This is a genomic window from Mesorhizobium sp. M0062 (assembly GCF_040323125.1).
Taxonomy (GTDB): Bacteria; Pseudomonadota; Alphaproteobacteria; order Rhizobiales; family Rhizobiaceae; genus Mesorhizobium.
The window spans coordinates 324039-350340 of the sequence record NZ_JAMYUO010000004.1; the positions used below are offsets into that span (position 1 = coordinate 324039).

General features: G+C 63.6%; 22 protein-coding genes and 1 pseudogene. 14 read left to right on the plus strand and 9 right to left on the minus strand.

From position 1 onward, the window contains the following. Positions 1 to 80: 80 nt before the first annotated feature. Complete coding sequence (fsa, locus tag NKJ64_RS07710; protein ID WP_023684088.1) at positions 81 to 737, plus strand: fructose-6-phosphate aldolase; 657 nt, start codon at positions 81 to 83, stop codon at positions 735 to 737. Positions 738 to 826: 89 nt separating this feature from the next. On the opposite strand, the gene NKJ64_RS07715 is transcribed toward fsa, so the two are convergent. Both NKJ64_RS07715 and leuS read right to left on the minus strand, forming a co-directional pair. Further along, the gene (locus NKJ64_RS07715; RefSeq protein ID WP_352462270.1) at positions 827 to 1423 is read right to left on the minus strand and encodes an LPS assembly lipoprotein LptE; all 597 of its coding nucleotides are present in this window, start codon (positions 1421 to 1423) and stop codon (positions 827 to 829) included. After that, complete coding sequence (leuS, locus tag NKJ64_RS07720) at positions 1410 to 4052, minus strand: leucine--tRNA ligase (protein WP_352462271.1); 2643 nt, start codon at positions 4050 to 4052, stop codon at positions 1410 to 1412. The genes NKJ64_RS07715 and leuS overlap by 14 nt, the downstream gene beginning before the upstream one ends. Before the next feature lie 148 nt (positions 4053 to 4200). On the opposite strand from leuS, the gene NKJ64_RS07725 reads away from it, so the two are divergent. From NKJ64_RS07725 to NKJ64_RS07735, 3 genes are all read left to right on the plus strand, one after another. Further along, the gene (locus tag NKJ64_RS07725; protein ID WP_023815279.1) at positions 4201 to 4863 is read left to right on the plus strand and encodes a YggS family pyridoxal phosphate-dependent enzyme; all 663 of its coding nucleotides are present in this window, start codon (positions 4201 to 4203) and stop codon (positions 4861 to 4863) included. Between the two features lie 88 nt (positions 4864 to 4951). After that, positions 4952 to 5206 (plus strand): type II toxin-antitoxin system Phd/YefM family antitoxin, encoded by a 255-nt coding sequence (locus tag NKJ64_RS07730; RefSeq protein WP_023668654.1) that lies wholly within the window; start codon positions 4952 to 4954, stop codon positions 5204 to 5206. Between the two features lie 138 nt (positions 5207 to 5344). Continuing rightward, positions 5345 to 6394, plus strand: coding sequence for an aldo/keto reductase (locus NKJ64_RS07735; RefSeq protein ID WP_352462272.1), 1050 nt, complete (start codon positions 5345 to 5347; stop codon positions 6392 to 6394). Between the two features lie 51 nt (positions 6395 to 6445). Here the strand turns inward: NKJ64_RS07735 and NKJ64_RS07740 are convergent, their stop codons facing one another. Beyond that, a complete protein-coding gene (locus NKJ64_RS07740; protein ID WP_023806389.1) occupies positions 6446 to 7354 on the minus strand; it encodes a LysR family transcriptional regulator in 909 nt (302 codons plus the stop codon). A 127-nt stretch (positions 7355 to 7481) separates the two neighbouring features. Between NKJ64_RS07740 and NKJ64_RS07745 the strand changes: the two genes are divergently transcribed. Together NKJ64_RS07745 and NKJ64_RS07750 are read left to right on the plus strand one after the other, a co-directional pair. Next, positions 7482 to 8666 carry an MFS transporter gene (locus NKJ64_RS07745; protein ID WP_352462274.1) on the plus strand — a complete coding sequence of 395 codons (1185 nt, stop codon included), beginning with the start codon at positions 7482 to 7484 and terminating at the stop codon, positions 8664 to 8666. A 43-nt stretch (positions 8667 to 8709) separates the two neighbouring features. Then, a complete protein-coding gene (locus NKJ64_RS07750) occupies positions 8710 to 9744 on the plus strand; it encodes an aldo/keto reductase (protein WP_352462275.1) in 1035 nt (344 codons plus the stop codon). A gap of 59 nt (positions 9745 to 9803) precedes the next feature. Here the strand turns inward: NKJ64_RS07750 and NKJ64_RS07755 are convergent, their stop codons facing one another. After that, positions 9804 to 10076, minus strand: coding sequence for an usg protein (locus tag NKJ64_RS07755; protein ID WP_023668649.1), 273 nt, complete (start codon positions 10074 to 10076; stop codon positions 9804 to 9806). 305 nt (positions 10077 to 10381) lie between these two features. Here NKJ64_RS07755 and acs point away from each other — a divergent pair, with 305 nt between their 5' ends. After that, positions 10382 to 12337 (plus strand): acetate--CoA ligase, encoded by a 1956-nt coding sequence (acs, locus tag NKJ64_RS07760; RefSeq protein ID WP_023835211.1) that lies wholly within the window; start codon positions 10382 to 10384, stop codon positions 12335 to 12337. Positions 12338 to 12346: 9 nt separating this feature from the next. After that, a complete protein-coding gene (locus NKJ64_RS07765; protein ID WP_352462277.1) occupies positions 12347 to 13084 on the plus strand; it encodes an MOSC domain-containing protein in 738 nt (245 codons plus the stop codon). Positions 13085 to 13150: 66 nt separating this feature from the next. On the opposite strand, the gene NKJ64_RS07770 is transcribed toward NKJ64_RS07765, so the two are convergent. Both NKJ64_RS07770 and NKJ64_RS07775 read right to left on the minus strand, forming a co-directional pair. Further along, complete coding sequence (locus NKJ64_RS07770; protein WP_352462279.1) at positions 13151 to 14419, minus strand: class I SAM-dependent methyltransferase; 1269 nt, start codon at positions 14417 to 14419, stop codon at positions 13151 to 13153. Positions 14420 to 14806: 387 nt separating this feature from the next. Further along, positions 14807 to 15676, minus strand: coding sequence for a transglutaminase-like domain-containing protein (locus NKJ64_RS07775; RefSeq protein WP_352462281.1), 870 nt, complete (start codon positions 15674 to 15676; stop codon positions 14807 to 14809). A gap of 180 nt (positions 15677 to 15856) precedes the next feature. Between NKJ64_RS07775 and NKJ64_RS07780 the strand changes: the two genes are divergently transcribed. Beyond that, positions 15857 to 16522, plus strand: a complete 666-nt coding sequence (locus NKJ64_RS07780; protein ID WP_023684076.1) for an HAD-IA family hydrolase — start codon at positions 15857 to 15859, stop codon at positions 16520 to 16522. Between the two features lie 101 nt (positions 16523 to 16623). On the opposite strand, the gene NKJ64_RS07785 is transcribed toward NKJ64_RS07780, so the two are convergent. Beyond that, positions 16624 to 16830: a DUF1674 domain-containing protein gene (locus tag NKJ64_RS07785; RefSeq protein ID WP_023688862.1), complete on the minus strand. Its 207-nt coding sequence runs from the start codon at positions 16828 to 16830 to the stop codon at positions 16624 to 16626. Between the two features lie 104 nt (positions 16831 to 16934). Between NKJ64_RS07785 and htpX the strand changes: the two genes are divergently transcribed. Then, a complete protein-coding gene (gene htpX, locus NKJ64_RS07790; RefSeq protein ID WP_023755504.1) occupies positions 16935 to 17960 on the plus strand; it encodes a zinc metalloprotease HtpX in 1026 nt (341 codons plus the stop codon). Then, on the plus strand, positions 17951 to 19336 hold the full coding sequence (locus tag NKJ64_RS07795) for an RsmB/NOP family class I SAM-dependent RNA methyltransferase (protein WP_502902858.1): 1386 nt from the start codon (positions 17951 to 17953) through the stop codon (positions 19334 to 19336). The genes htpX and NKJ64_RS07795 overlap by 10 nt, the downstream gene beginning before the upstream one ends. Before the next feature lie 19 nt (positions 19337 to 19355). On the opposite strand, the pseudogene NKJ64_RS07800 reads toward NKJ64_RS07795, so the two are convergent. After that, positions 19356 to 20006, minus strand: a pseudogene (locus tag NKJ64_RS07800) (phytanoyl-CoA dioxygenase family protein); the annotation flags it as partial. A 6-nt stretch (positions 20007 to 20012) separates the two neighbouring features. On the opposite strand from NKJ64_RS07800, the gene NKJ64_RS07805 reads away from it, so the two are divergent. The 3 genes from NKJ64_RS07805 to purH all read left to right on the plus strand — a co-directional run bounded on the left by NKJ64_RS07805 (position 20013) and on the right by purH (position 24529). Continuing rightward, positions 20013 to 20867, plus strand: coding sequence for a helix-turn-helix transcriptional regulator (locus NKJ64_RS07805; protein ID WP_023835206.1), 855 nt, complete (start codon positions 20013 to 20015; stop codon positions 20865 to 20867). Between the two features lie 217 nt (positions 20868 to 21084). After that, a complete protein-coding gene (locus NKJ64_RS07810; protein WP_352462283.1) occupies positions 21085 to 22830 on the plus strand; it encodes a heparinase II/III family protein in 1746 nt (581 codons plus the stop codon). An 82-nt stretch (positions 22831 to 22912) separates the two neighbouring features. Beyond that, positions 22913 to 24529: a bifunctional phosphoribosylaminoimidazolecarboxamide formyltransferase/IMP cyclohydrolase gene (gene purH / locus NKJ64_RS07815; protein ID WP_352462284.1), complete on the plus strand. Its 1617-nt coding sequence runs from the start codon at positions 22913 to 22915 to the stop codon at positions 24527 to 24529. 44 nt (positions 24530 to 24573) lie between these two features. Here purH and NKJ64_RS07820 read toward each other — a convergent pair whose 3' ends face one another. Next, entirely contained in the window at positions 24574 to 25953 is a 1380-nt protein-coding gene (locus tag NKJ64_RS07820) for an MFS transporter (protein ID WP_352462286.1), read from the minus strand. Positions 25954 to 26302: the final 349 nt, after the last annotated feature.

The following is a 26302-nucleotide window of genomic DNA, read 5'->3' on the forward strand; positions in this document are numbered from 1 at the left end:
CTTGCCCCGACTTTGGTCTAGATCAAAGGGCAACCCGGAATGTGCATGGCATGCACATGGAAATCTTTCAGGAGACCCCCATGAAATTTTTTGTCGACACCGCTGACATCAAGGACATCAAGGAACTGAACGACCTGGGGCTGCTCGACGGCGTGACCACCAATCCCTCGCTGATCCTGAAATCCGGCGGCAAGATCGCCGAGGTCACCAAGCAGATCTGCGACATCGTCAAGGGCCCGGTTTCGGCCGAGGTCGTTGCGATCGAATACAAGGACATGATGGCCGAGGCCAACATCCTGGCCAAGATCGCCGACAATGTCTGCATCAAGGTGCCGCTGACGCTCGACGGCCTGCGCGCCTGCAAGACGATCCGCACCGAGATGAACCGCATGGTCAATGTAACGCTGTGCTTCTCGGCCAACCAGGCGCTGCTGGCGGCCAAGGCCGGCGCCTCGTTCATCTCGCCCTTCGTCGGCCGCGTCGACGATACCGGCGCGGACGGCATGGAACTGATCCAGGAGATCCGGCAGATCTACGACAATTACGATTTCGACACCGAGATCCTCGTCGCTTCGGTTCGCACCGTGAACCACGTCAAGCAGGCAGCCCTGATCGGCGCCGATGTCGTTACCGCGCCGGCCGCGACGCTGAAGGCGCTGGTCAAGCACCCGTTGACCGACAAGGGCCTGGATCAGTTCGCTGCCGACTGGGCCAAGACCGGCCAGAAGATCGGCTGAGATCGGTTCGATACAAACGAAAAAAGGCCGGGAAACCGGCCTTTTTGTTGCGGACTGCTAAAAGTCTAGTTGGCAGCGCCAGGGAATGCTCAGGCCTTCTTGCCGTGCCTGACCAAGTCCTGGGCGACCGACAGGCTCACCATTTCAGCCAGTTCACGCGCGGCGCGGTTCTCGGCGTCGAGCTGCGCCCGGTAGGAGGCGAACTCCTGCGTCGGCTTGTCGAAGGATGATGGGATCGACCGTTTGCCGGTTGCGATCACCACGCCGGTCCTGGCATCGGTCAGCACATAGTTTGCGGTCAGCGTCACCGTGCCTGCCGTCGGCTCGTCTTCGTCGGTCTGGATCTGCACCACCGCGGCCGATTCGACCAGTTCGGTGACGCCGAGATCGAGCATGTAGACCGGCGCCGGCGGCTCGCCGGCGCCTTGACCAAAGGCAAATATCAGATTGCTGCGGACCTGCTGGGCGTAGCGGGTCTTGACCGGCTTGACCGCGACCGACGCCAGTTCCGCTGAAGCGCTGAGCGTCGAGCCGGCCGTCAACGGCGCGCTGGAATAGAGCGGCCTGACCGTACAGGCCGAAACCAGCGCCATCGAAGCGACCATGCCGTACAGCGCTGCGCGGCGCAGCAAGCGCGTCGTCTTTTCCAGATCGGGCCCCATCCTTCTGAGGTCAAGCAACGACATTGACGATCCTCTGCGGCACGATGATCACCTTGCGGGGCGCCTTACCTTCCAGCGCTTTCTGCACGAAGTCGAGAGCCAGAACCGCTTTTTCGACCGCACCTTGGTCCGCGTCGCGGGCAATTGTCAAATCGCCGCGCTTCTTGCCGTTGACCTGGACCGGCAGCACGATCTCGTTGTCGACGACCAGCGCCGGATCATAGACCGGCCATGGCCGTTCGGCGACCAGATCGGTGCCGCCCAGCGTGTGCCAGCACTCTTCGGCCAAATGCGGCATGACCGGCGCGACCACATGCACAAGAATCTCCACCGCCTCGCGGCAGGCGCCTTTCAGCGCCGCGTCGGCCTTGCCCTCGGCGACGTCGTTGAGCGGCGCGGTCAAGGCATTGGCCAGTTCGTAGATGCGGGCGATGGCGCGGTTGAAGCCGAGCTTCTCGATATCCTCGCCGATGGCCTTCAGGATCTTGTTCGCGGCCTTGGAAACGGCACCCGCCTCGCCCTCCTTCGCCGCCTGCGGCTTGACACCGTCGAGCGTCTCGGCGGCGATCGACACCAGGCGCCAGATGCGCTGGATGAAGCGGTGCGCGCCGGCCGCGCCGTCGTCGGTCCATTCGACGTCGCGCTCGGGCGGCGAATCCGACAGCATGAACCAGCGCGCAGTGTCGGCGCCGTAGCCATCGGTGATGTCTTCCGGGCTTACCGTATTCTTCTTCGACTTCGACATCTTTTCGAGTGAGCCGATCGCCGCCTCTTCGCCGGTGGCGATCTCGATGGCGCGGCGCTTGCCGCCGACATCCTCGATCCTGACCTCAGCCGGCGACAGCCAGCGGCCATTGCTCGACGCACCGCCGACGCGGTAGGTCTCATGCACCACCATGCCTTGCGTGAACAGGCCCTTGAACGGCTCGGCCAGGTCGAGATGCCCGGTCGCGCGCATGGCGCGGGTGAAGAAGCGCGAATAGAGCAGATGGAGGATCGCGTGCTCGATGCCGCCAATATACTGGTCGACGGCCAGCCAGTCATCGGCAGCCTTCGGCTCCGTCGGCTCATTGGCCCAGGGCGCTGTAAAGCGCGCGAAATACCAGGACGAATCGACGAACGTGTCCATCGTGTCGGTCTCGCGGCGCGCATCCTTGCCGCATTGCGGACACTTCACATGCCGCCAGGTCGGGTGGCGGTCGAGCGGATTGCCGGGACGGTCGAACTCGATGTCGTCGGGCAGCTTGACCGGCAGGTCGGCTTTCGGCACCGGAACGACGCCGCAATCCTCGCAATGGATCATGGGGATCGGACAGCCCCAGTAGCGCTGGCGCGAAATGCCCCAGTCGCGCAAGCGGAAGTTCACCTTGCGCTCCGCCATTGGCCGCCCGCCTATGGTTTTCTGCTCCAGGAGCTTTGCCACCTCGTCGAACGCCTGCTCCGGCTTCATGCCGTCGAGGAAACGCGAATTGATCATCACGCCGTCATCGACATAGGCGTCTTCCGTGACCTGGAAGGTTTTGGCGTCGGCATCTTCCGGCATCACCACCGGGATCACCGGCAGGCCGTATCTGTTGGCGAAATCGAGGTCGCGCTGGTCGCCCGACGGGCAGCCGAATATGGCGCCGGTGCCGTATTCCATCAAAACGAAATTCGCGACGTAGACCGGCAGGGTCCACGAGTCGTCGAACGGATGCACGACGCGGATGCCGGTGTCGAAACCTTTCTTCTCGGCCGTCTCCAGTGCGGCCACCGACGTGCCCATATGTCTGATTTCTTCGATGAACTTGGCCAGTTCGACATTGCTCTCGGCGGCCTTCCTGGCCAGCGGATGATCGGCGGCGACCGCCATGAAGGAGGCGCCGAAAATGGTGTCGGGCCTGGTCGTGTAGACTTCCAGCTCGCTCGTGTCGCCACCAATCTTGCTAGAACTTGGCTCTGCCAGCGGCCAGCGGATCAGCAGCCCTTCCGAGCGGCCGATCCAGTTCTGCTGCATCAGCTTGACCTTTTCCGGCCACTCGCCGAGACCGTTCAGCGAATCCAGCAAGTCCTGCGCGTAATCGGTGATCTTGAAGAACCACTGCGTCAACTCACGCTGTTCGACCAGCGCGCCCGAGCGCCAGCCGCGCCCGTCGATGACCTGCTCGTTGGCGAGCACCGTCATATCCTCCGGGTCCCAGTTGACCTTGGAGGATTTGCGCGTCACCAGCCCCTTTTCGACGAAGTCGAGGAACAGCATCTGCTGGCGGTGGTAATAGTCGACGTCGCAGGTGGCGAACTCGCGCGCCCAGTCCAGCGACAGGCCCATCATCTTGAGCTGCTCGCGCATGGCGGCGATGTTGGCGTAGGTCCATTCCTTGGGATGGACCTTGTTCTGCATCGCCGCGTTTTCGGCCGGCATGCCGAAAGCGTCCCAGCCCATCGGGTGCAGCACGTTGAAGCCCTTGGCCCGCTTGTAGCGCGCCACCACATCGCCCATCGTGTAGTTGCGGGTGTGGCCGATATGGATCTTCCCCGAGGGATAGGGGAACATCTCCAGCACGTAGTATTTCGGCTTTGGATCGTTGTTATGCGCTTCGAACAGCTTCTTTTCGGCCCAGGCCTTCTGCCATTTGGGCTCTGACGCGCGCGGATTGTATCGTTCGGTTGCCATCGGATGATTTTCACTTAAAAGCAGGCGCAGACCGCCGGACAAGGCCCGGTGGCCAAGGTAAATGTCGTCGCGGTGTTCACCATGGATTGCCGGACCCGTCAACTGCGGCGAGCCGGCCAAGACGATTAAAGACAGGCAGGATATGGACATGGCCAGCGCCGTCGAACAGTTTTTCGCCGTCAAGACGAGGATCGCTGCCGCCGAGCGCGAGGCCGGCCGCGACGCCGGTTCGGTGACGCTGGTTGCGGTGTCGAAGACTTTTGAGGCCGACGTCATCCGCCCGGTCATCGAGGCTGGCCAGCGCGTCTTCGGCGAAAACCGCGTGCAGGAAGCGCAAGGCAAATGGCCGGCCTTGAAAGCGGAATTCCCTGATATCGAACTGCATCTGATCGGCCCGCTGCAGTCGAACAAGGCGAGGGAAGCCGTCGCTCTCGCCGACGTCATCGAGACCGTCGACCGCGAAAAGATCGCCGCCGAACTCGCCAAGGAAATCGTGCGCCAGGGCCGCACGCCGAAACTCTACGTCCAGGTCAATACCGGCTCGGAGCCGCAGAAGGCCGGCATCGAGCCGCGCGACGCCGTCGCCTTCGTCGCCCGCTGCCGCGATGTCCATGGCCTCGCCATCGAAGGCCTGATGTGCATCCCGCCGGCCGACGAAAACCCCGGCCCGCATTTCGCCCTGCTGGAAAAGCTCGGCATGGAGGCCGGCGTGGCAAAACTGTCGATGGGCATGTCCGGCGACTTCGAGACCGCCATAGCCTTCGGCGCCACCAGCGTTCGGGTCGGGTCAGCGATTTTTGGAAGCCGGTAGCCTTCGGCTTCGTGAGACACCTGTCGTTCCTCGGCTATTCGAGCTAATGTTTCGAGCACATCCGGCGAGTTAGCGAGGACTATTCTTCTTGGACTGGCACCTCAGGGACGCGAGAAACAATCTTTCGAAGCTTGTACGACAGGCGCACGAAGAAGGGGCGCAAACCATCACCTTGCGCGGAAAGCCGGCTGCCGTCGTATTATCTCCTGATGACTATGACCAACTGATCGGCGCAAAGCCTTCGCTTGCCGAATATCTTCTCTCCGGTCCCGCGTGGGACGACGATTTCGACGAGGAGGTCAACCGCCGCTCAAAGACGATGATCCGACCCGTGGAATTCTGATAGGTTTTTCGGCATGAAGATCTCGCGACGGTTGACGGGCTCTATGAGCCAACTGCGCTAGGTCGATTGCGCCACGACTGGAAACGAAACGCGCCGTTCCTATTTGCTTGGCGTCATCACCAATCTGCTGGAGCCACCATGCGCTACAATCAACTCGGAAATACGGGGATGTTCGTCTCCGAACTGTGCCTCGGCACCATGACCTTCGGCGCCGCCGGCGAGAATGCCCAATGGGGCCTGATCGCCAGCCTCGACCAGAAGGGCGTCAACGACATCGTTGCCCGTTCCATCGCCGCCGGCGTCAATTTCTTCGACACGGCCGACGTCTATTCATTCGGCCAGTCCGAACGCCTGCTTGGCCAGTCGCTCAAGGATCTTGGCGTCAAGCGCTCGGACGTCGTCATTGCCACCAAGGTGCATGGCGCCATGGGCCAGGGCCCGAACGAGCGCGGCTCTTCGCGCGGCCACATCATGGATTCGGTCGAGGGCAGCCTGGAACGGCTGCAGCTCGACCATATCGATCTCTACCAGCTGCACGGCACCGATACGGTGACCCCCATCGACGAGACGCTGCGGGCGCTCGACGATCTCGTTGCCAGCGGTAAGGTCCGCTATGTCGGCGTCTCCAACTGGGCGGCCTGGCGCATCGCCAAGGCGCTGGGCGTTGCCGAGCGCAAGGGATTTTCCCGCTTCGAGACCATCCAGTCCTATTACTCGATCGCCGGCCGCGACCTCGAGCGCGAGATCGTGCCGCTCATCCACGAGGAAAAGCTCGGCCTGATGGTCTGGTCGCCAATGGCCGGCGGCCTGCTGTCGGGCAAATACGGCCCCGGCGCGCCCGGCAATGGCGAAGGCCGCCGCGCCGCCTTCAACTTCCCGCCGGTCGATGAGGACCGAGCCTGGGAGGCTGTCGCCGTGATGCGCGAGATCGCCCAGAAGCACGGCGTCAGCGTCGCCACGGTGGCGCTCGGCTATGTCCTGGCCAAACCTTTCGTCATGAGCGTCATCATCGGCGCCAGCCGCATGGAGCAGCTCGAGCAGAACCTTGCCGCGGCCGAGGTGAAGCTCGACGCCGACGATCTCGCCAGACTGGATGAGGTCAGTGCGCTGCCGGCCGAATATCCCGGCTGGATGCTGGAGCGTCAGGGCGCCGGTCGCCGCCCGGCGCCGTTCACCCCGAAGAAATAGTCATCGCTGTCGCCTGATGCTTGGGGGGTCATCTGGCTCCCCAACGTCTTTTCAGCTCATCCGCACGCTCTCGACCAGAAAGTCGAGAAACGCCCGCACCCGTGCGGGCAAATGCCGGCCCTGGCCGACATAGACGGCGTGGGTAGGCTCCTCGTCGCCCGGATTGAAATCCTCCAGCAGCGCCGTCAGCCGCCCCGCCGCGATGTCATCGGCCACATGCCAGTGTGCCAGCCGGGCGATGCCGGCGCCGCCGACCGCCATCAACCGCATCGACTCGCCATCGCCGACCAGCGTGTTTCCCACGATGGGAACCGTGATGGCATTGTCAGCTGCGTCGACAAACTGCCAGCCATCGACATGCCGGACAAAGCCGAAAGCCATGCGATTGTGCCGGCTGAGATCGGCTGGAATCAGCGGTGTGCCATGTGTCTTGAGATAGGACGGTGCGGCAACGACCGTCATCCGGGTTTGCCCGAGCTTGCGCGCCACCAGCCGCGATTCGCCGAGCGGCCCGGCGCGGATGGCGACGTCGGCACGCTCAGCCATCAAATCGATGACGCTGTCGGTCAGCACCAGATCGACCGAAATCTCGGGATAGCGTTCGAGGAAATCAGGCAGCAGCGGGATCAGCCGATGCACCCCGAAGGGCACATAGGAGTTGACGCGCAGCCGTCCGCGCGGCGCGGCACCCACGGCCGCCTCGCGCTCGGCCGCCGCCATATCGGCCAAGATGCGCACCCCGCTGTCATAGAACGCCGTCCCTTCCGGCGTCAGCTGCAGCTTGCGCGTCGAGCGGGTGACCAGCCGCGCGCCGAGCCTTGCCTCCAGTCGCGCGATCAGCTTGCTCACCGCCGACGGTGTCATACGCAGCGAACGAGCCGCAGCCGAGAAGCTGCTCGCCTCGACGACGCGGACGAACACTTCGATCTCGCCGGAACGGTTGATGTCGGGTCTGGCCATCTGTGAATCTATTTCACAGGAAATATGCCCAAGGCAAGTCTGGTTCACAAGGCATGGCAACACGATCTCTGCGGTCGGGGCGCGGATCTGGACAGCGCGTTCATTCGAGTTCGAACTGGAAACCGCCATGCCTCTTGCTCTCTACGCCCTCGCTGCCGGCGCCTTCGGCATCGGCGTCACCGAATTCGTCATCATGGGGCTGCTGATCGATGTCAGCAAAGATCTCGGAGTCTCGATCTCGGCCGCCGGCCAGTTGATTTCGGGCTACGCGTTGGGCGTCGTCATCGGCGCGCCGCTTTTGACCATCGCCACCGGCAACTGGCCCCGCAAGACCGTCCTTCTGGCCCTTATGGCGATCTTCACGCTCGGCAACCTCGCCTGTGCGATCGCCCCCGACTACTGGACGCTGATGGGCGCCCGCATCATCACCGCCTTTGCCCATGGCACTTTCTTTGGCGTCGGCTCGGTGGTCGCCACCGGCCTGGTCGCGCCCAACAAGAAAGCCTCGGCGATCGCGCTGATGTTCACCGGACTGACTATCGCCAACATCCTCGGCGTGCCCTTCGGCACCTGGCTAGGCCAGGCCTTCGGCTGGCGCGCCACCTTCTGGGCGGTAACCCTGGTCGGCTTGGCAGCCTTTGCCGTCATCCTGCTTCTGGTGCCGCGCAGCAAGGAAGCGCCCGAGAAGACCAATCTGCGCGCCGACCTCGCCGTGCTGCGCCGCACGCCGGTGCTGCTCGGCCTCGCCACCACCGTGCTCGGCTATGCCGGCGTCTTCGCCGTCTTCACCTACATCGCCCCGCTGCTCACCGAGATCACCGGTTTTGGGGAAGCCGCCGTGTCGCCGATCCTGCTCGTCTTCGGCGGCGGTCTTATCGCCGGCAATCTGCTTGGCGGCAAGGTCGCCGACCGCTGGTTGGTGCCGGCGGTGCTCGGCAGCCTCGTGGTGCTGGCGTTGGTGCTGGCCACAATGACCTTCGCCGTCCACAGCCAAATCCTGGCCGTCACCTATGTCGGCCTGCTTGGTGCCGCCGCCTTCGCCACCGTGGCGCCGCTGCAGATGTGGGTGCTGGAAAAGGCGCAAGGCGGCGCGGGCCAGAGCCTCGCCTCGTCCTTCAACATCGCCGCCTTCAACCTCGGCAATGCCGCCGGCGCTTGGCTTGGCGGCGCGGTGATTGCCCATGACCTCGGCCTCGGCTCACTAACCTGGATCGCCGCTTTGCTGCCGGTCGCGGCTCTTGGCGTCGCTGCCCTGGCGCTGCGCCTCGATCGCGCCCCCACAATCGGGGTGCCGGTCTGCGCCCAGTCATGAGCATCACGCGCAATCCTTCTTCGACATCATCAAGGAGCATAAAATGGATTATCGACGTCTCGGCGCATCGGGCCTGAAAGTGCCCGCACTCTCTTTCGGCGCCGGCACTTTCGGCGGCTCCGGGCCGCTGTTCGGGGCCTGGGGCAACAGCGATGCCAAGGAAGCGCGGCGGCTGATCGACATCTGCCTCGAGGCCGGCGTCAATCTGTTCGACACCGCCGATGTCTATTCGAACGGCGCCTCCGAGGAAGTGCTTGGCGAAGCCATCAAAGGCCGCCGCGACGCGGTGCTGATCTCGACCAAGACTTCGCTGCCGATGGGCGACAGACCGGCCGACTACGGCTCGTCGCGCTCGCGGCTGATCAAAGCCGTCGACGCCGCCCTGAAGCGCATGGGCACCGATTACATCGACCTGTTGCAGCTGCACGCCTTCGATGCCGGCACGCCGATCGAGGAGGTGTTGTCGACGCTGGACGACCTCGTGCGCGCCGGCAAGCTGCGCTATGTCGGCGTCTCCAACTTCTCCGGCTGGCAGGTGATGAAATCGCTGGCGGAAGCTGACAAGCATGCTTATCCGCGCTACGCCGCGCATCAGGTCTACTACTCGCTGGTCGGTCGCGACTATGAATGGGAGCTGATGCCGCTCGGTATCGACCAGGGCATCGGCGCGCTGGTGTGGAGCCCGCTCGGCTGGGGCCGCCTGACCGGCAAGATCCGCCGCGGCCAGCCCCTGCCGGAAAAGAGCCGGCTGCACGACACCGCCGATTTCGGCCCGCCGGTCGCGGACGAACATCTCTACCGGGTCATGGATGCGCTTGATGCGATGGCTGAAGAGACCGGCAAGACCGTGCCGCAGATCGCCATCAACTGGCTGTTGCGGCGCCCGACCGTGTCCTCGGTCATCATCGGCGCCCGCAACGAGGAACAGCTGCGCCAGAACCTCGGCGCCGTCGGCTGGGCGTTGACGCCGGAGCAGGTCAAAAAGCTCGACAAGGCAAGCGAAGTGGCCGCGCCCTACCCGTACTTCCCCTATCACCGCCAGGAAGGTTTCGCCCGGCTGAACCCGCCTGCGGTGTGATCGCCGACGTTGAAGCTGCCAATCTCCCCCCTTGCGGGGGAGATCAGCTATACTGCCGCTCAGTGCAGCACGAACTCCCCATCCACCTTCCGCCATTCGTTCGGCGCGATCAGCTTCTGGTGCGTGTAGCTGATCGAATGCAGCGGCCCGTCGAGCCTGGCCTTCCAGAACTCGATGAACTTGATCAGCACCGGAAACTTCGGCGCCAGATCGTAATCCTGCCAGATGAAGCTCTGCAGCAGATGCGGGTGGTCGGGAAAATGGTACAGAATCTTGGCCGTGGTCAGGCCATACCCCTTGAGCATCAGGTCCATTTCGGAATGATCGCGCATGACAGCCCCTTGGCCTAGTTGATTCTCCATTCCTCCCAACACCGAATTGTGCGCGCCGTTCCTTAACTGTCTATGATTTTCCTGATCCCAGTCGGGTTTTATGCACGAAAACATGCAGTTAGCAGCGACCGCTGCCGAGTGCTGATACAACCGAAACGGGAGCTGCGGCATCCCGCCACGCGAATCCAACGTCTAATGTTGCCGTCAGCGCGGAACTGTTAATAATGCCGCCGAATTCGCGGCTGCGTCGCCGTGATCCTGGCTGTGGTCAAGCCGGCGGGGTGGTTTGGGAGGAAAGTGAAGACATGTCCGAGGTGAAGATCCACCGCGTCCAGCCGGCGTGGAAGAAGAATGCGCTGATCGACAACGACACCTACCTCAAATGGTATGCCGACAGCGTGAAGAATCCGGACAAGTTCTGGGGCAAGCACGGCAAGCGCATCGACTGGTTCAAGCCGTTCAGCAAGGTCAAGAACACCTCCTTCGAGGGCAAGGTCTCGATCAAATGGTTCGAGGACGGCGAAACCAACGTCTCCTACAACTGCATCGACCGCCATTTGAAGAAGCGCGGCAACCAGACAGCCATCATCTGGGAAGGCGACAATCCCTACGACGACAAGAAGATCACCTATAACGAGCTCTACGAGCATGTCTGCCGGCTCGCCAATGTGATGAAGAAGCACGGCGTCAGGAAGGGCGACCGCGTCACCATCTACATGCCGATGATCCCGGAAGCGGCCTACGCGATGCTGGCTTGCACCCGCATCGGCGCCATCCACTCGATCGTCTTCGGCGGCTTTTCACCGGACGCGCTGGCCGGCCGCATCGATGACTGCAAGTCGACCTTCGTCATCACCGCCGACGAAGGCCTGCGCGGCGGCAAGCCGATCCCGCTGAAGGAAAACACCGACAGAGCGATCGAAATCGCCGCCAAGGCCGGCACCAAGGTCGATAAGGTGGTCGTCGTTCGCCGCACCGGCGGCAAGACCGGCTGGGTCCAGGGACGCGACATCTGGTACCATGACGAGATCGCCACGGTGAAGGGCGACTGCAAGCCGGAGAAGATGAAGGCCGAGGATCCGCTGTTCATCCTCTATACCTCAGGTTCGACCGGCAAGCCGAAGGGCGTGCTGCACACCACCGCCGGCTATCTCGTCTATGTCTCGATGACCCACCAATATGTCTTCGACTACCATGACGGCGATATCTACTGGTGCACCGCCGATGTCGGTTGGGTCACCGGCCACAGCTATATCGTCTATGGCCCGCTCGCCAACGGCGCCACCACGCTGATGTTCGAGGGCGTGCCGAACTACCCCTCGCAGTCGCGCTTCTGGGAAGTCATCGACAAGCACAAGGTCAACATCTTCTACACCGCGCCGACGGCACTGCGCGCGCTGATGGGCGCCGGCGACGAACCGGTGAAGAAGACCTCGCGCAAGTCGCTGCGCGTGCTGGGCTCGGTCGGCGAACCGATCAATCCGGAAGCTTGGGAGTGGTATTTCAACATCGTCGGCAACGGCAAGGTGCCGATCGTCGACACATGGTGGCAGACCGAGACCGGCGGCATTCTGATCACGCCGCTGCCCGGCGCCACCGACCTCAAGGCCGGTTCGGCGACGCGGCCCTTCTTCGGCATCAAGCCGCAGCTGGTCGACGGCGAAGGCAAGGTGCTGGAAGGGGCGGCCGACGGCAATCTCTGCATTGCCGATTCCTGGCCCGGCCAGATGCGCACCGTCTATGGCGATCACGACCGCTTCGTGCAGACCTATTTCTCCACCTACAAGGGCAAATACTTCACCGGAGACGGCTGTCGCCGCGACGCCGATGGCTATTACTGGATCACCGGCCGCGTTGACGACGTCATCAACGTTTCCGGCCACCGCATGGGAACGGCCGAGGTCGAATCGGCGCTCGTCAGCCATGAGAAGGTGTCGGAAGCAGCTGTCGTCGGCTATCCCCACGACATCAAGGGCCAGGGCATCTACAGCTACGTTACCTTGATGAAAGGCGTGGAGCCGAGCGAGGAACTGCGCAAGGAGCTCGTGGCCCATGTCCGCAAGGAGATCGGCGCCATCGCCTCGCCCGACAAGCTGCAGTTCGCGCCCGGACTGCCGAAAACCCGCTCCGGCAAGATCATGCGCCGTATCCTGCGCAAGATCGCCGAGGACGATTTTTCCGCACTCGGCGATACCTCGACACTGGCCGATCCGGCCGTGGTCGATGATCTGATCGCCAACCGCCAGAACAAGAAGGGCTGAGGGGATTTCATGGCTGCACTGGGCGCAGTCACGGAGCTCTGGCGTTACCCCGCAAGTTCGTTTGCCGGCGAACGCCAGGACGCCATTTCGGTCGGCCTTGAAACCATCGACGGCGACCGGCTGTTCGGCCTTGTCGATGTCTCGGACAATGAGATCGCGCGGCCCGACCGCGACGCCAAGTGGCACAAGGTGCCGCGCATCCGCACCCGGCTCACCAACGGTCGCGAACTGGAGATCGCCGTTCCCGACGGCGACTGGCTGGCAGTGCCGGGTGCGGAATGCGACCAAGCCATCTCGGCCTATCTCGGCTTCGCCGCCTCGATCCGGCCGTTCAGCCAGGACAACGCCCCCGGCTACACCGGCCCGCTCACCGCGGCGCGCTACCGCAAAGCGCCGATCCATCTCTTGACCACCGCATCGCTGGCGCGGCTCAAGGCGCTGCACCCTGAAGGCATTCCCGATCCGCGCCGCTTCCGCCCCAACATCGTTATCGACATGGAAGCGGTCGAAGGCTCGTTCCCCGAAACCGAATGGATTGGCCGCAAGCTCGCAATCGGCGACCTGCTGGTGACCGTCTCGGAGGCCTGCCGCCGCTGCGGCTTCACCATCATCAGCCAGGACGGCTTCGACCACGATCCCGGCATCCTGCGCAATCTGGTCCGCCACAACGCGCACAATCTTGGCGTCTATTGCACTGTGGACAGGCCTGCCCGTGTCGAGATCGGCGCGCCGATGCGGTTCGTGTAGGCCTCTACCGCGAGGCAGCGAATCGCAGACCTTGGAAAGCGTGGGGTTCGGCCCCGAATCCTATCTCTACCGATACAGATCCGCCCGTGTCGGCGGCAGCCCGCTCGGGCCGCGTGCGCGTTTGGTGACGACGGTCTGAAAAATCTGCGCCGAGGCGCGCTCGAAGGTGATCGAGCAGCCGGTGAGATAAAGCAGCCACAGCCGTGCCTTGGCCTCGCCGACTTCGGCGACCGCCTCGTCGAAGCGAGCCTGCAGCCGCTCGGCCCACAGCCGGCAGGTGCGCGCATAGTGCTCGCGCAGATTCTCAACGTCGTAGACCAGGAAGCCATGCGCCTCCAGATTGCCCAGCGTCATGCCGATCGTGTCGAGTTCCCCGCCGGGGAAAATGTATTTGAGCAGCGCCTTGAACTCCGGCCCCTTGCGCAAGGTTTTCTTCAAGTCGCCCTTGCTGCGCCTGGTGATGGCGTGGTGCAGATAGATGCCGCCGGGCTTCAGCAAGCGATGGATGGTCTTGAAATAGGTGGCGTGGTTGGCGAGGCCGAGATGCTCGAACATGCCGATCGACGATATCTTGTCGAAGGAGCCTTTGAGTTCCGCATAGGATTTGATCTCGATGGTGATGCGGTCCTGCAGCCCTTCGGCGCGGATGCGCTCGCGGGCGAGATCGGTCTGCGCCTGCGACAGCGACACGCCATGGCCGACGACGCCATAATTTTTGGCCGCATGGATCAGCATGGCGCCCCAGCCGCAGCCGATGTCGAGCAGCTTTTCGCCCGGCTTCAGCCGCAGCTTGCGGCAGATATGGTCGAGCTTGTCGGCCTGCGCCTGGTCGATGCCATCGGCGAAATCCTTAAAGTAGCCGCAGCTGTAGACCATGCGCTCGTCGAGGAAGAGCCGGTAAAAGGCGTTCGAAATGTCGTAGTGATGCTGGATCGCCTCTTGGCTCGACCCGCTGACATAGGGGTTGCGACCCGACAGATCGGTGCGTGCACTCATCTGCTTGCGTGACAGGAGCACCGCCGGCAGGTCGCGCAGGATCGCCAGCTTCGGCAGCGACTTGAGCTTGGTCCTGAGCTTGCCTTGCGACGGCAGTGCATAAAAATCGAAAATCGTCCCGTCTTCGATGTCTATCGTCTTGGAAATCCACATCTCGATCAGCGTCGACAGTGATGGCCGCTTTACCACCTGCCAGACGATGTCCTGGTCGTTGATGGTGAGCACGGGCCCGGTGGCGGGACCGATCCGCTCGCCGGTCCACAGCTTGACCGCAAAACCCGGCTTCAGCGTTTCGATCACCGTTCGCACGATGCGCGCGGCCTTCTCGGCTGCCTCCATGGCAATCCTCCCGAGTCCTGACAATCCACCTTGCATGGATTTTGCCCGCCCTCGCGGCTCTTCGCAACCCGGCGCAAAAGGCGGCTCGCCAGCTATTTCAAATCGGCATCTTGTTTTTTGCTGCAACGCACCCCATCATCTGTACGTGTTCAACAAATCGAAAGGAGGTGATCCGATGTCGAGTGATTTCGTTTTCCAGAACGTGGCCTCAGCGGATTGCACTTTCGGGAAGCAGTCTTCCCGTTAAGGCGCGATAAGCGCGGCGGGTGACCTCGGTCGCCGCCATTGGCCGCGCCACGGACGGAAACACGGAAGGCCGCCGGCTTCGTCAAGAAGCGGCGGCCTTTTCCATTTCCGGATTGTGTGTCGAAGCGAATCAGAATCCGGTCACGCCAGCATCCGCGCACTGACGGTCTTGTCGACGCCGTGATAGGGCGGGTTGAACAGATTGCCTTCCTGCTCATAGGTCCAGACCTTGAACAGCGAAAGTTGGTGCGGGCCGAAGCTGTGCAGCAGCGGCACATCCGTGGCATCACGACCGCGCGCGATGACGACGCGGCCTATCCTCGGACGATTATGACGCGGGTCGAACGTGTACCATTTGCCGTCGAGGAACACTTCCATCCAGGCCGAAAAGTCCATCGGCGCCGGGTCGGCCGGTACGCCGATGTCGCCGAGATAACCGTTCACATAGCGGGCCGGGATGTTCATGCAGCGGCAGAGCGTGATCGCCAGATGGGCGAAGTCGCGGCATACACCAACCTGCTCCTCATGCGCTTGGGCTGCGGTGCGCGTCGACCGCGCATAGCCATAGCCGAAGGACAGCCGGTTGTGGACATAGTCGACGATCGCCTGCACCCGCGCCCAGCCGGAGGGAACATGGCCGAAAAGCTGCCAGGCCAGACTGCTCAGATGATCGGTCTCGCAATAGCGGCTGCCGAGGAGGTAGCCGAGCACATCGTCCGGCAGTTCCGCCACCGGCACTTCCCTGGCCAGCGTGTTGACCGCGTCAGGCTCGCCGCTGTCTTCGACGGCTGCGTCATAGAGAATGCGGAAATTGCCGGCGGGTACGGTGAAGCGGCGGCAGGTATTGCCGAACAGATCGTGATAGACCTTGCTCGGCACTGAAGGCGACGTCAGCACGCGCGTCTGCCGTTTGATGTCGGCCTGACGATCCCTGTGGATATCAAGCAGCGAGATGACCGGCGTGGCGCCGACGCATTCAATGGCGATTTCGTAGCCGAGCCGGATCAGCACAATGATTGCCCCTTCGATCCCGTGGAAAACAGTATGCTCAAAACGCCAGAGGCGGGACCATGGTTCCCTGGAACTATCGAAAAGGCTCTCCCGCGGCTTCCCAGGCAGGCGTGGCGACGTTACGGTCGCACGACATGTTTCGACCCTCCCGAAACGATCCCTAACCCCGTGGAAAATCTGATGTTTGCAGGCAGAAAATTCGCCGCGTTCCTGTTCGATATGGATGGCACGGTGCTCAATTCGATCGCCTCGGCCGAGCGCGTCTGGGCGGCGTGGGCGCTTAAGCACGGTCTCGACGTCGAAGCCTTCCTGCCGACGATCCATGGCGTGCGGGCGGTCGAGACCATCACCAGGCTGGCGCTTCCCGGCGTCGACCCTGTTCATGAGGCGTTTGTGCTGTTGCAGGCCGAGTCGGACGATGTCGAAGGCGTGCTGCCGATCGCCGGCGCCGTGCCGTTCCTCAACGCTTTGCCGCCAGAGCGCTGGGCGATCGTCACCTCGGCGCCGCGCCCGTTGGCGCTGCTGCGCATGCGGGCCGCCGGCATCCCGGTTCCCGCCTTGGTGGTCGCGGCCGAGGATGTGTCGCACGGCAAGCCGGCGCCCGACTGTTTCCTGCTGGCGGCAAAACGGCTCGGCGTCGATATCGGCGACTGTCTGGTCTTCGAGGACGCACCGGCCGGTATCGCGGCGGCGGAAGCAGCGGGCGCGTCGGTGATGGTGATCAGCGCCACTCACCAGCATCCAATGACGACTCAGCACAACTCGATTGGCGGCTACGAAACCGTCTCCATCGCCATCGATGACAGCGGCTGGATGACGCTGGGGGCACAGCGCAGCGCGGCCTGAGGACTGGAGGACTGGAGGACTGGAGGACTGGAGGACTGCTATGCGCCTTTTTCTTCAACTCTTCAGTTCACCAGTTCCCCAGTTCTTCCGTTCCTGAACCCCTAGAAATCGCTAGCCAGTCCCTTCACTTCCCAGTCGCCGTAGCGGCCGGGTTCCTTGCCGCCGCGGCCGCCGATTTCCTTCGGCAGCGCAGCTTCCTTCTGGCGATACGCTTCACGGCGCGCCTCGGCTTCAGCCAGCGCCCGGCTGGCCGCCGGCGTCAGGTCCTTCTCCCGGTCGGCATCGGCTTTGCTGGGTTGGTCGGTCATGCGATAGTCCGGGCGGATTGAAACGAAGGGCGGCGTTTCCCATCATATAGCCATGAGTTCACCCGATCGACCTTTTTTTGCCACGGCCGCACAGGGAGCAGATGATGAGCACGCTACGCACCACCATGCTTCTGGCCGCGATGACGGCGCTGTTCATGGGCGTCGGCTTTCTGATCGGCGGCACCGGCGGCATGATGATCGCCTTCCTGGTCGCCGCGGGCACCAATCTGTTCAGCTACTGGAATGCCGACAAGATGGTGCTGTCGATGAATCACGCCGTCGAGGTCAACGCGAAGAACGCGCCCGAATTCCACGCCATCGTCGAGGCGTTGGCCAAGCAGGCCGGCCTGCCGATGCCCAAGACTTATCTGATCGACAATCCGCAGCCGAACGCCTTCGCCACCGGCCGCAATCCCGAGAACGCCGCGGTCGCGGCCTCGACCGGGCTGCTGGAGCGCCTGTCGCATGAGGAGGTGGCGGCAGTCATGGCGCATGAGCTGGCCCACATCCAGCATCGAGACACGCTGACCATGACCATTGTCGCGACACTCGCCGGCGCCATCTCGATGCTCGGCAATTTCGCCTTCTTCTTCGGCGGCAGCCGCGACAACAACAACCCGTTCGGCTTTGTCGGCGTGCTGGTGGCGATGCTGGTCGCGCCCTTCGCCGCCATGATCGTGCAGATGGCGGTCAGCCGCACCCGCGAATACGAAGCCGACCGGCGCGGCGCCGAAATCGTTGGAAATCCGCTTTGGCTGGCATCAGCGCTTGACAAGATCGCCCGCGGCGCCGAACGCATCCGCAACCCGGATGCCGAACGCAATCCCGCGACCGCGCATCTCTTCATCATCAATCCCCTTCACGGCGAGCGAATGGACAGCCTGTTTTCGACCCACCCGAACACCGACAACCGCATCGCCGCGCTGCAGGCGATGGCGCGCGACATGGCAGGCCGCCAGCCGGCGCCGCGCCAGGCGCCGACGCCAGAGCAAACAGAAGAATTCCCGGCCGATGTCGAGCAAGGCCCGTGGGGCAAGGCAGCACAACCCACGCCGCCGACCAAACCGGCCAAGCCGAAAGCCAATCCGTGGGGCCGCAACCCGACCGGACCGAAAGGTCCGTGGTCGTGAGCGGCGCCAGACCCCGGCCCGCACATTCAGGCGTTCGCGAAAACAGCTCGGACGAATTCGTCGCCGGCCTCGCCGCGCGCAAGGCAGCGGCGCGGCTCCTGGCCGCCGTTATCGACGCCAAAACGCCGCTCGACGGGCTGACGGACCACGAGAACGGCCATCCGCAATACAAGGTGCTCGACTTGCGCGACCGCGGCCTGGTGCGCGCCATACTGGTAACCGCGCTGCGCTACCGCATGACCATTGCCGGGCTCCTCGCCCGCCGCCTTGAAAAGCCGCTGCCGCCCAACGCCACGGCTTTGTCGCACATCCTGCATGTTGCGGCGGCGCAGATCCTGTTCCTCGACATCCCCGACAGCGCCGCCGTCGATTTGGCTGTGACCCACGCCAAGTCGGACCCACGCACGCAGCGCTTTTCCGGCCTCGTTAACGGCGTGCTGCGCACTTTGGTGCGGGCCAAGGAGACCGAACTGCCGGCAGCTCTTGCCGCCACCGACGAGGCGCCAAAATGGTTCTCCGACCGGCTGAAGGCCGCCTATGGCGCCGAGATGACCAGACAGATCCTGGCGGCGCATCGCGTTGAGGCGCCGGTCGATTTCACGGTCAAGGCCGATCCCGAACTGTGGGCCGAAAAGCTCGGCGGCATCGTGCTGCCCACCGGCACGGTGCGAGTGGAAAAGCTCAACGCCTCCGTCACCGAACTGCCGGGCTTCAGCGAAGGCGCATGGTGGGTCCAGGACGCCGCCGCCAGTTTTCCGGCGCGGCTGTTCGGCGATGTCAAAGGATTACGCGTCGCCGACCTCTGCGCCGCCCCCGGCGGCAAGACCGCTCAGCTTATCCTTGCCGGCGCCAAAGTCACCGCCTTGGACACCTCGAAGAACCGGCTGGCGCGGCTGACGCAGAACCTCGAACGGCTTGGGCTGTCCGCCGAGATCGTGCAGGCCGATCTGCTGAAATACCAGCCGGCGGAGCTTTTCGACGCCGTCCTGCTCGACGCGCCCTGCTCTTCCACAGGCACGGTTCGGCGCCACCCCGACGTGCCATGGACCAAGACGGCAGCCGACGTCGAAAAGCTAGCCGATCTGCAAGCAAAGCTGCTCCCCCGCGCCGTCACTTTGGTCAAACCGGGCGGTCGGATTGTTTTTTCCAACTGTTCGCTGGACCCAATCGAAGGCGAGGATCTGTATCGCGTCTTTCTGGCCGGCAGCAAAACCGTCGCCGACGATCCACTGCAGCCCGGCGAAATCGCCGGCATCGACGCCTTTCTGACCCCGCAAGGCACTCTGCGCACCACACCCGCCGATCTTGACCGTGGTTCGCCAGGGGTTTCCGGCCTGGACGGCTTCTTTGCCGCCCGCATGCGACGTCTGGCCTGACTCCGACGCGACGACATGCCTAAAGCATGTCGTTCAGACTCCAGTGCTTCCCCCACCTTGCATCGATCTCATCATCGACATTCTGGTAGCGGATATCGGTGGAGAGCCGGATACGCCCCTCCGCACTCTGGTTGGTCGTCGAGGCGTGGATCATATAGGGCGAGTGGAGGACGACATCGCCGGCCTCGAAGTCCGCGATCAGCCAGCGTGTATCGAACCGCTCCGCCATGTCGGGCAGGTCCTTCGACACCCAGCCGCCCTCGCTCATGTTCCTGTTGTAGGCGCTGATGCGCTCCTGCGGGCTCAGCCCAGCATTGTCCCTGGCGAACCGGGCCTCCATGTCGAGGCCGATGGCGTGCGATCCCTCGAGATAGACCAGGCCGCCCATGTCGACGGGAACGTCGCCGATCGGGATCCAGGCCGTGACGATGCGGCTGGTGCCGCCGCGAAGATAGACGAGATCGTAATGCGCCGGCGTCGCCACGGTGGTGCCCGGTTGGGTGAAGCGCATGATCTTGCGCTTGTGCAAATAGGACAGCCCGCCGACGAACGCATCCATCAGCCGGGCCATCCGGGGCTGTGCGCAGAACCCTTCATAGGCGGTGGAGCGAACCAGCGCCATCAATCGGCGATCGGCGAGCTGACGGTCGAACGTACCCATGGACAGAACGAAGCCATGGACTTTTCGCTCATGAACGATCTCTCTTACGCACTCTACAGATCCGCACCGGCCGCGGCCGGCGGCCTGTCGGTTACAGGGATTGGTCGGCATCGCGTCACTCAGGCGATCCAAGCGCGCAAATTGCCGGAATTCGCCGTGGTGCTGATTGAGAACGGTCAAGGCTGGCTTGAAACCAGGACTGCCGGCATGCAGACGATCCAAGCGCCGGCCCTGTTCTGGCTGCTTCCCGGGAGAATGCATTCCTACGGGCCGGACGCATCGGGCTGGCTCGAACGCTGGGCGCTCTTCGACGGGGCCTTGATACGCGATTTCACCCGGCTGCGGCTGATCGCCGAGGACGCCCCTGTCGTCCCCTTGCGCGACCTCGGCAAAATGCAGCGGCTGTTCGACAGGCTGCACGGTGAGCTGTCGCTCGATACGATGCTGAGCCAGGCAGAAGCCGCCGCCACGATGCATCGCATCGTCGTGCGTGCTGCCCGCCAGGCAATGGATTGGAACAACCGTCAACGAAATCCCGGCTTCCAGCATGCCGACATGCAGCCCATCATCGACGAATTGCGCCGCTGCGCGTGCGACCCGGTGGATCTCGATGCCTTCGCCGCGAAATTCTCGATGTCGCCGGCAACCTTGCGGCGCAGATTTGCGCGGGCAGCCGGCATGTCGCCCAAGGCCTTCCAACTGCGCACGAGGCTCGACCGCGCCAAACAGATGCTGGCCGCCTCCGATTCGCCCATCGAGTCCATTGCGGCCGCCGTCGGCATCCACGACGCCTTCTATTTCTCCCGTCTGTTTCGCGACCGCGAAAACTGTTCGCCCAGCGAATTTCGGTCTCGCCACAACCGCAAGTGAGTGCCGGATTGCCGGGCTTAAGCCCGCGAAGCGCTTGACTTTTTTCGGGGTGGGTCGGTGGCCGGCAGCGTGAGGCGCTTCACGTCGGCGGAATTCGACTTCGCATAAGTTCTTGAATCATATAAGCTTGTGCTGGGGTACCGGAACATGATGCCGAAACCTGCGACGCGGTTTTCGGACGACAGCATGCTCTAGCTCCAGGCGACGAGGAGGGGTTTTGGCACTGGCTGCCGGCAGCACGACACGTCTGTGGACGCTTGTCGCTAAGGAGTTTTGGCGCAAGACGCGCCGGCGCCTTCGCGCAGGGCCAGTCTATCGCTGGCGCTATTCCGGGCGCACGCCCGAACGCGTCCTGATCGCACCGCCCGACCTCAGGCTCGCCGATCCGCAGATCGCGCTCGAGATTTATTATGGCCGCTATCCGCTGTCGGGACATCTGGTCGAGACCGGCGGCAAATCGCCATTCCAGATCGATGTCGCCAATCGCGGCTGGGTGAAGACGCTGCACGGCTTTCGCTGGCTGCGCCATATGCGCGCCGCCGGCACCGAGCTGGCCGCCGCCAATGCACGCGCGCTTGTCTCCGACTGGATCGCCATGCATGGCAACCAGATTTCCGGCATAGCCTGGGAGCCCGGCACCACCGCCAAGCGAGTCATTGCCTGGTTGCAACACTCCTCGGTTGTCCTACAAGGGGCCGAATTTCCGTTCTATCGCGCCTTCCTGAAATCGCTCGCCGTGCAGATCCGCTATCTCCGCTCGATGGCGCGCGAGATGCCGGACGGCAAGGACAGGCTGCGCGCTCGTATCGCGCTTGCCTTCGCCGCGCTGTCGCTGCCGGCGCCGGCCTCCGCACTGCGCGGCGCCACCCGCAACCTGGCGGAAGAACTCGACCGCCAGATCCTTCCCGACGGCGGCCATATTTCGCGCAACCCGATGGCGGTGCTCGAACTGCTCGCCGATCTCCTGCCGCTGCGTCAGACCTATGCCAATCAGGCCGAAACGCCACCGGCAGCCCTGATGGGCGCCATCGACCGCATGCTGCCGGCGCTCCGTTTCTTCCGCCATCAGGATGGCAGCCTGGCCCGCTTCAACGGCATGGGCGCGACCATCCACGACCGCATTGCCACCATCTTGCGCCACGACGACACCGCCGGCGCGCCGCTGCTGCACGCGCCGCATTCCGGCTATGAGCGCCTGTCGATGGGCGGCGTGACGGTGATTGCCGATACCGGCCCGTCGCCGGCGGTCGATGTGTCCAACGCCGCGCATGCCGGGTGCCTGGCCTTCGAACTCTCGTCCGGTCGCCAGCATTATATCGTCAATGCCGGCATCGACACCTATGGCGCCGCCGAGTTCCGGCCGCTGGCCCGTGCCACCGCGGCGCATTCGACCGCCACCATCAACGACACCTCGTCAGCGCGGTTTTCCCATTCGCTGCGCGTCAACGACCTGCTCGGCTCACCCTTGCTCGGCGGCCCGCAGCATGTGCCTTGCAAGCGCATCGACCAGAAGGGCACGCAAGGCTTCATCGCCCGCCATGACGGCTATATGCAGCGCTTTGGCTTCCTGCATGAGCGCGAGCTGAAACTGTCGAGCGAGGGCAATGTGCTCGCCGGCAGGGATCGCTTCCTCCGCCCGGGCGGTGCGGCGATCCGCAACAATGGCCGCGACTTCGTCGTGGTGCGCTTCCACATCCACCCTGATATCAACCTTTTGCAGGACGAGCATGACCGCCTGGTGCTGACCGCCGACCAGGCCGACACCTGGGTGTTCACCTGCACCGAAGTGGTGCCGGAGGTCGACGAATCGATCTATTTCGCCGGCCTTGGCGGCCCGCGCCGCAGCCGCCAGATCGTGCTCGCCTTCAAGGCCTCGGAGATCGCCGAGGTGCATTGGCAGCTGACACGCACCGGCATCGCCCGGCTATCCCGAGAACAGCTGAGCGTCGTTGCCGGGGCTTGATCGAGCTTCCGGCTTGATTTCCTGACCTCATGTGCTACGGCCCGGCAACGCTCTCCAATCAGCCCTGAAAGGCCGCCAGCCCATGGCCGTCGCCGCTAAGAACATTCCGGCACCCGACCTCGTTCCGGTCCGCCGCGCCCTGCTTTCCGTCTTCGACAAGACCGGCCTGATCGACTTCGCCAAAGGGCTGGTCGCGGCCGGCGTCGAGCTGGTGTCGACCGGAGGCACGGCAAAGGCGATCGCCGAGGCGGGGCTGGCGGTGCGTGACGTCTCGGAACTGACCGGCTTTCCCGAGATCATGGACGGCCGCGTCAAGACGCTGCACCCGTCGGTGCACGGCGCGCTGCTCGGCGTGCGCGACGATCCCGAACACGCCAAGGCGATGCACGATCACGGCATCGAGCCGATCGATCTGCTCGTCTCCAATCTCTACCCGTTCGAGGAGGTCCGCCGCTCCGGCGCCGACTATGCCGCTGTTGTCGAGAACATCGACATTGGCGGCCCGGCGATGATCCGCGCTTCGGCCAAGAATCACGCCTATGTCGCCATCGTCACCGATCCCGGCGACTACGCCTCGGTGCTGAACGCGCTGGAGATGAACATCGGCTCGCTGTCGCTGGATTTCCGCCAGAAGCTGGCGGCCAAGGCCTTTGCCCGCACCGCCAGCTACGATGCGGCGATCTCCGGCTGGTTCGCCGAAACGCTTGTGATCGAGCACCCGACCTGGCGCACCTTCGGCGGCAGGCTGGAAAGCGTCATGCGCTATGGCGAGAACCCGCATCAGAGCGCCGGCTTCTACGTCAATGGCGACAAGCGGCCGGGGGTCGCCACGGCTCGCCAGTTGCAGGGCAAGCAGCTGTCCTACAACAACATCAACGACACCGATGCCGCCTTCGAGCTGGTCGGCGAGTTCGATCCCAACCGCTGCGCCGCCGTTGCCATCATCAAGCACGCCAACCCGTGCGGCGTCGCCGAGGACGCTTCGCTGGCTGCTGCCTATGCGAGAGCGCTGGCCTGCGACCCGGTTTCGGCCTTTGGCGGTATCGTTGCCATGAACCGCATCCTCGATGCCGAAGCGGCGCAGGAGATCGTAAAAACCTTCACCGAGGTGATCATCGCGCCGAACGCTTCGGAGGACGCTGTCCGCATCATCGCCGCCAAAAAGAATTTGCGACTGCTGGTCACCGGCGGTCTGCCCGATCCGCACGCCGGCGGCATCACTGTGAAATCCGTCGCTGGCGGCATGCTCGTCCAAGGCCGCGACAACGCGGTGGTCGACGATTTCGAACTGAAGGTGGTGACCAGGCGCGCGCCGACGGCGGCCGAGATGGCCGACCTCAAATTCGCTTTCCGCATCGCTAAGCACGTCAAGTCGAACGCCATCGTTTACGCCAAGGACGGCGCCACGGTCGGCATCGGCGCCGGGCAGATGAGCCGCGTCGATTCCTCGCGCATCGCCGCCCGCAAGGCGCTCGACGCGGCGGAAGCAGCTGGCCTCGCGGAGCCGTTGACCAAGGGCTCGGTGGTCGCCTCCGACGCTTTCTTCCCTTTCGCCGACGGGCTCATATCCGCGATCGAAGCCGGCGCCACGGCGGTGATCCAGCCCGGCGGCTCGATGCGCGACGACGACGTTATCGCCGCTGCCGACGCGCATGGCATCGCCATGGTGTTTACCGGCGTGAGGCATTTCAGGCATTGAGCGCCTCTGCCTTTTCCCACAAGGGGAGAAGGAAAAGTGCGGCGCTATTCCACTGGCTGATCCGCCGGGTACGGCGTCCAGATCAATATCGCGATCCCAACGCCCAGGAACAGCACGATGGCCGCCATGCCGAGCCGCGCCGAGCCGCTGGCGAGCGTGATCGACGCCACCATGAACGGCGCCAGGAAACTCGTCGCCCTTCCGGCCAGCGCATAGATGCCGAAATAGCGGCCGGATTCGGCCGCGGTCACGCTGCGCGCCATGTAGGAGCGTGACGACGCCTGCACCGGTCCGAACGCCAGCCCGATCAACAGGCCATAGAAAATGTAGGCCTTTTCCGCCGCCGTGCCGAACAGGCCGCCACTATCGGCTCCCGGCATCATCCAGGCGCCGAACAGCGTGTAGCCTGGCCCGGTCGAAACGATGCCGATGGTGGCGATGCTGAGCAGGACGAGCGAAATCATCACGATGGTCTTGGAGCCAAGCGCGGTGTCCAGCCATGCGGCAACCAGGCAGCCGACGATGGCGACGACGTTGAGAATAATGCCGAACATGCCGATCTCAGTGATCGACCAATGGAACATCGCTGCCGCAAAGGTGCCGCCCAAAGCGAGCAGCGCATTGACGCCGTCCTGATAAATCATGCGGGCGACAAGGAAGCGGAAGATGCCTTTGCGCCGGCGCACTTCAGTCAGCGTCGACTTCAGTTCCGACAGCCCCTCGCGCACCGCCGGCCCGATCGGAATGCCTTTGATGGCGTCTGGCGTGAAGAAGAACATCGGCAGGATGAACAGGAAATACCAGCCGGCCGACAGCGGCCCGGTGGCGCGCGCGTCCTCGCCGAGATTCGGGTCGAGCCCAAAGAGCGGGTCGATGCCGATGATCGTCTTGCCGGTCTCCGGCGAACCCGCCAGACAGGCGACGACAAAGATCAGCGCGATCATGCCGCCGAGATAACCAAGTCCCCAGGCAATGTTGGAGACGTGGCCGATCTCGCTCTTCGGCACCAGGCGCGGCATCATCGAATCGTTGAACACGGTCGAGAATTCCGCCGCGACCGAAGCGAGAGAAAAGAACAGCACCACCAGGAAAAGGTTCGAGCCGGGAGCGGCGAACCATAGCAGGCAAAGGCTGATGATCTTGATCGAGGCGAAGAACGCAATCCACGGCTTGCGCGGCCCGGTCTGGTCGGCAATCGAGCCGAGGATGGGCGACAAAACGGCAATGACCAGGCCCGCAACAGCGATGCCGTAGCCCCAGGCCGCCTGGCCCGAAACCGGATCGTTGGCCATGCGCGAGACGAAATAAGGCCCGAAGATGAAGGTGGTGACGACGGTGAAAAACGGCTGCGCCGCCCAGTCGAAGAACATCCATCCCCAGATGCCGTGCCCGGATGCCCGCTGCACTGTTTCTACCGCCGCCATGATGATTCCCCCGGGACACCGCGCTTGTCGGATGCCATGTCTGCATGTTTCGAATGCTCATGCAAACCGCCAAAGATTCGCGCTGCCCCTCACCTGGATGTCGCCGCTGTCTACCTGCATAGAGACGCGAAGAAAGGCGCCGCGCCCCTACCTCCCCCTTGTGGGGAGGTCGGACCGAAGGTCCGGGTGGGGGTCGGTGTCGCACCCACACCACGCTGCTTCGCAGCGACCCTCCCCACAAGGGGGAGGGTAAGTCCCGAGCCTTGTCCGAACCGGATAGATAGGTAACAGAATGGACCGATAGCATGGGTGACAGTTTTCTTGTCCGCCGGAGGACCGGCGATGGTTT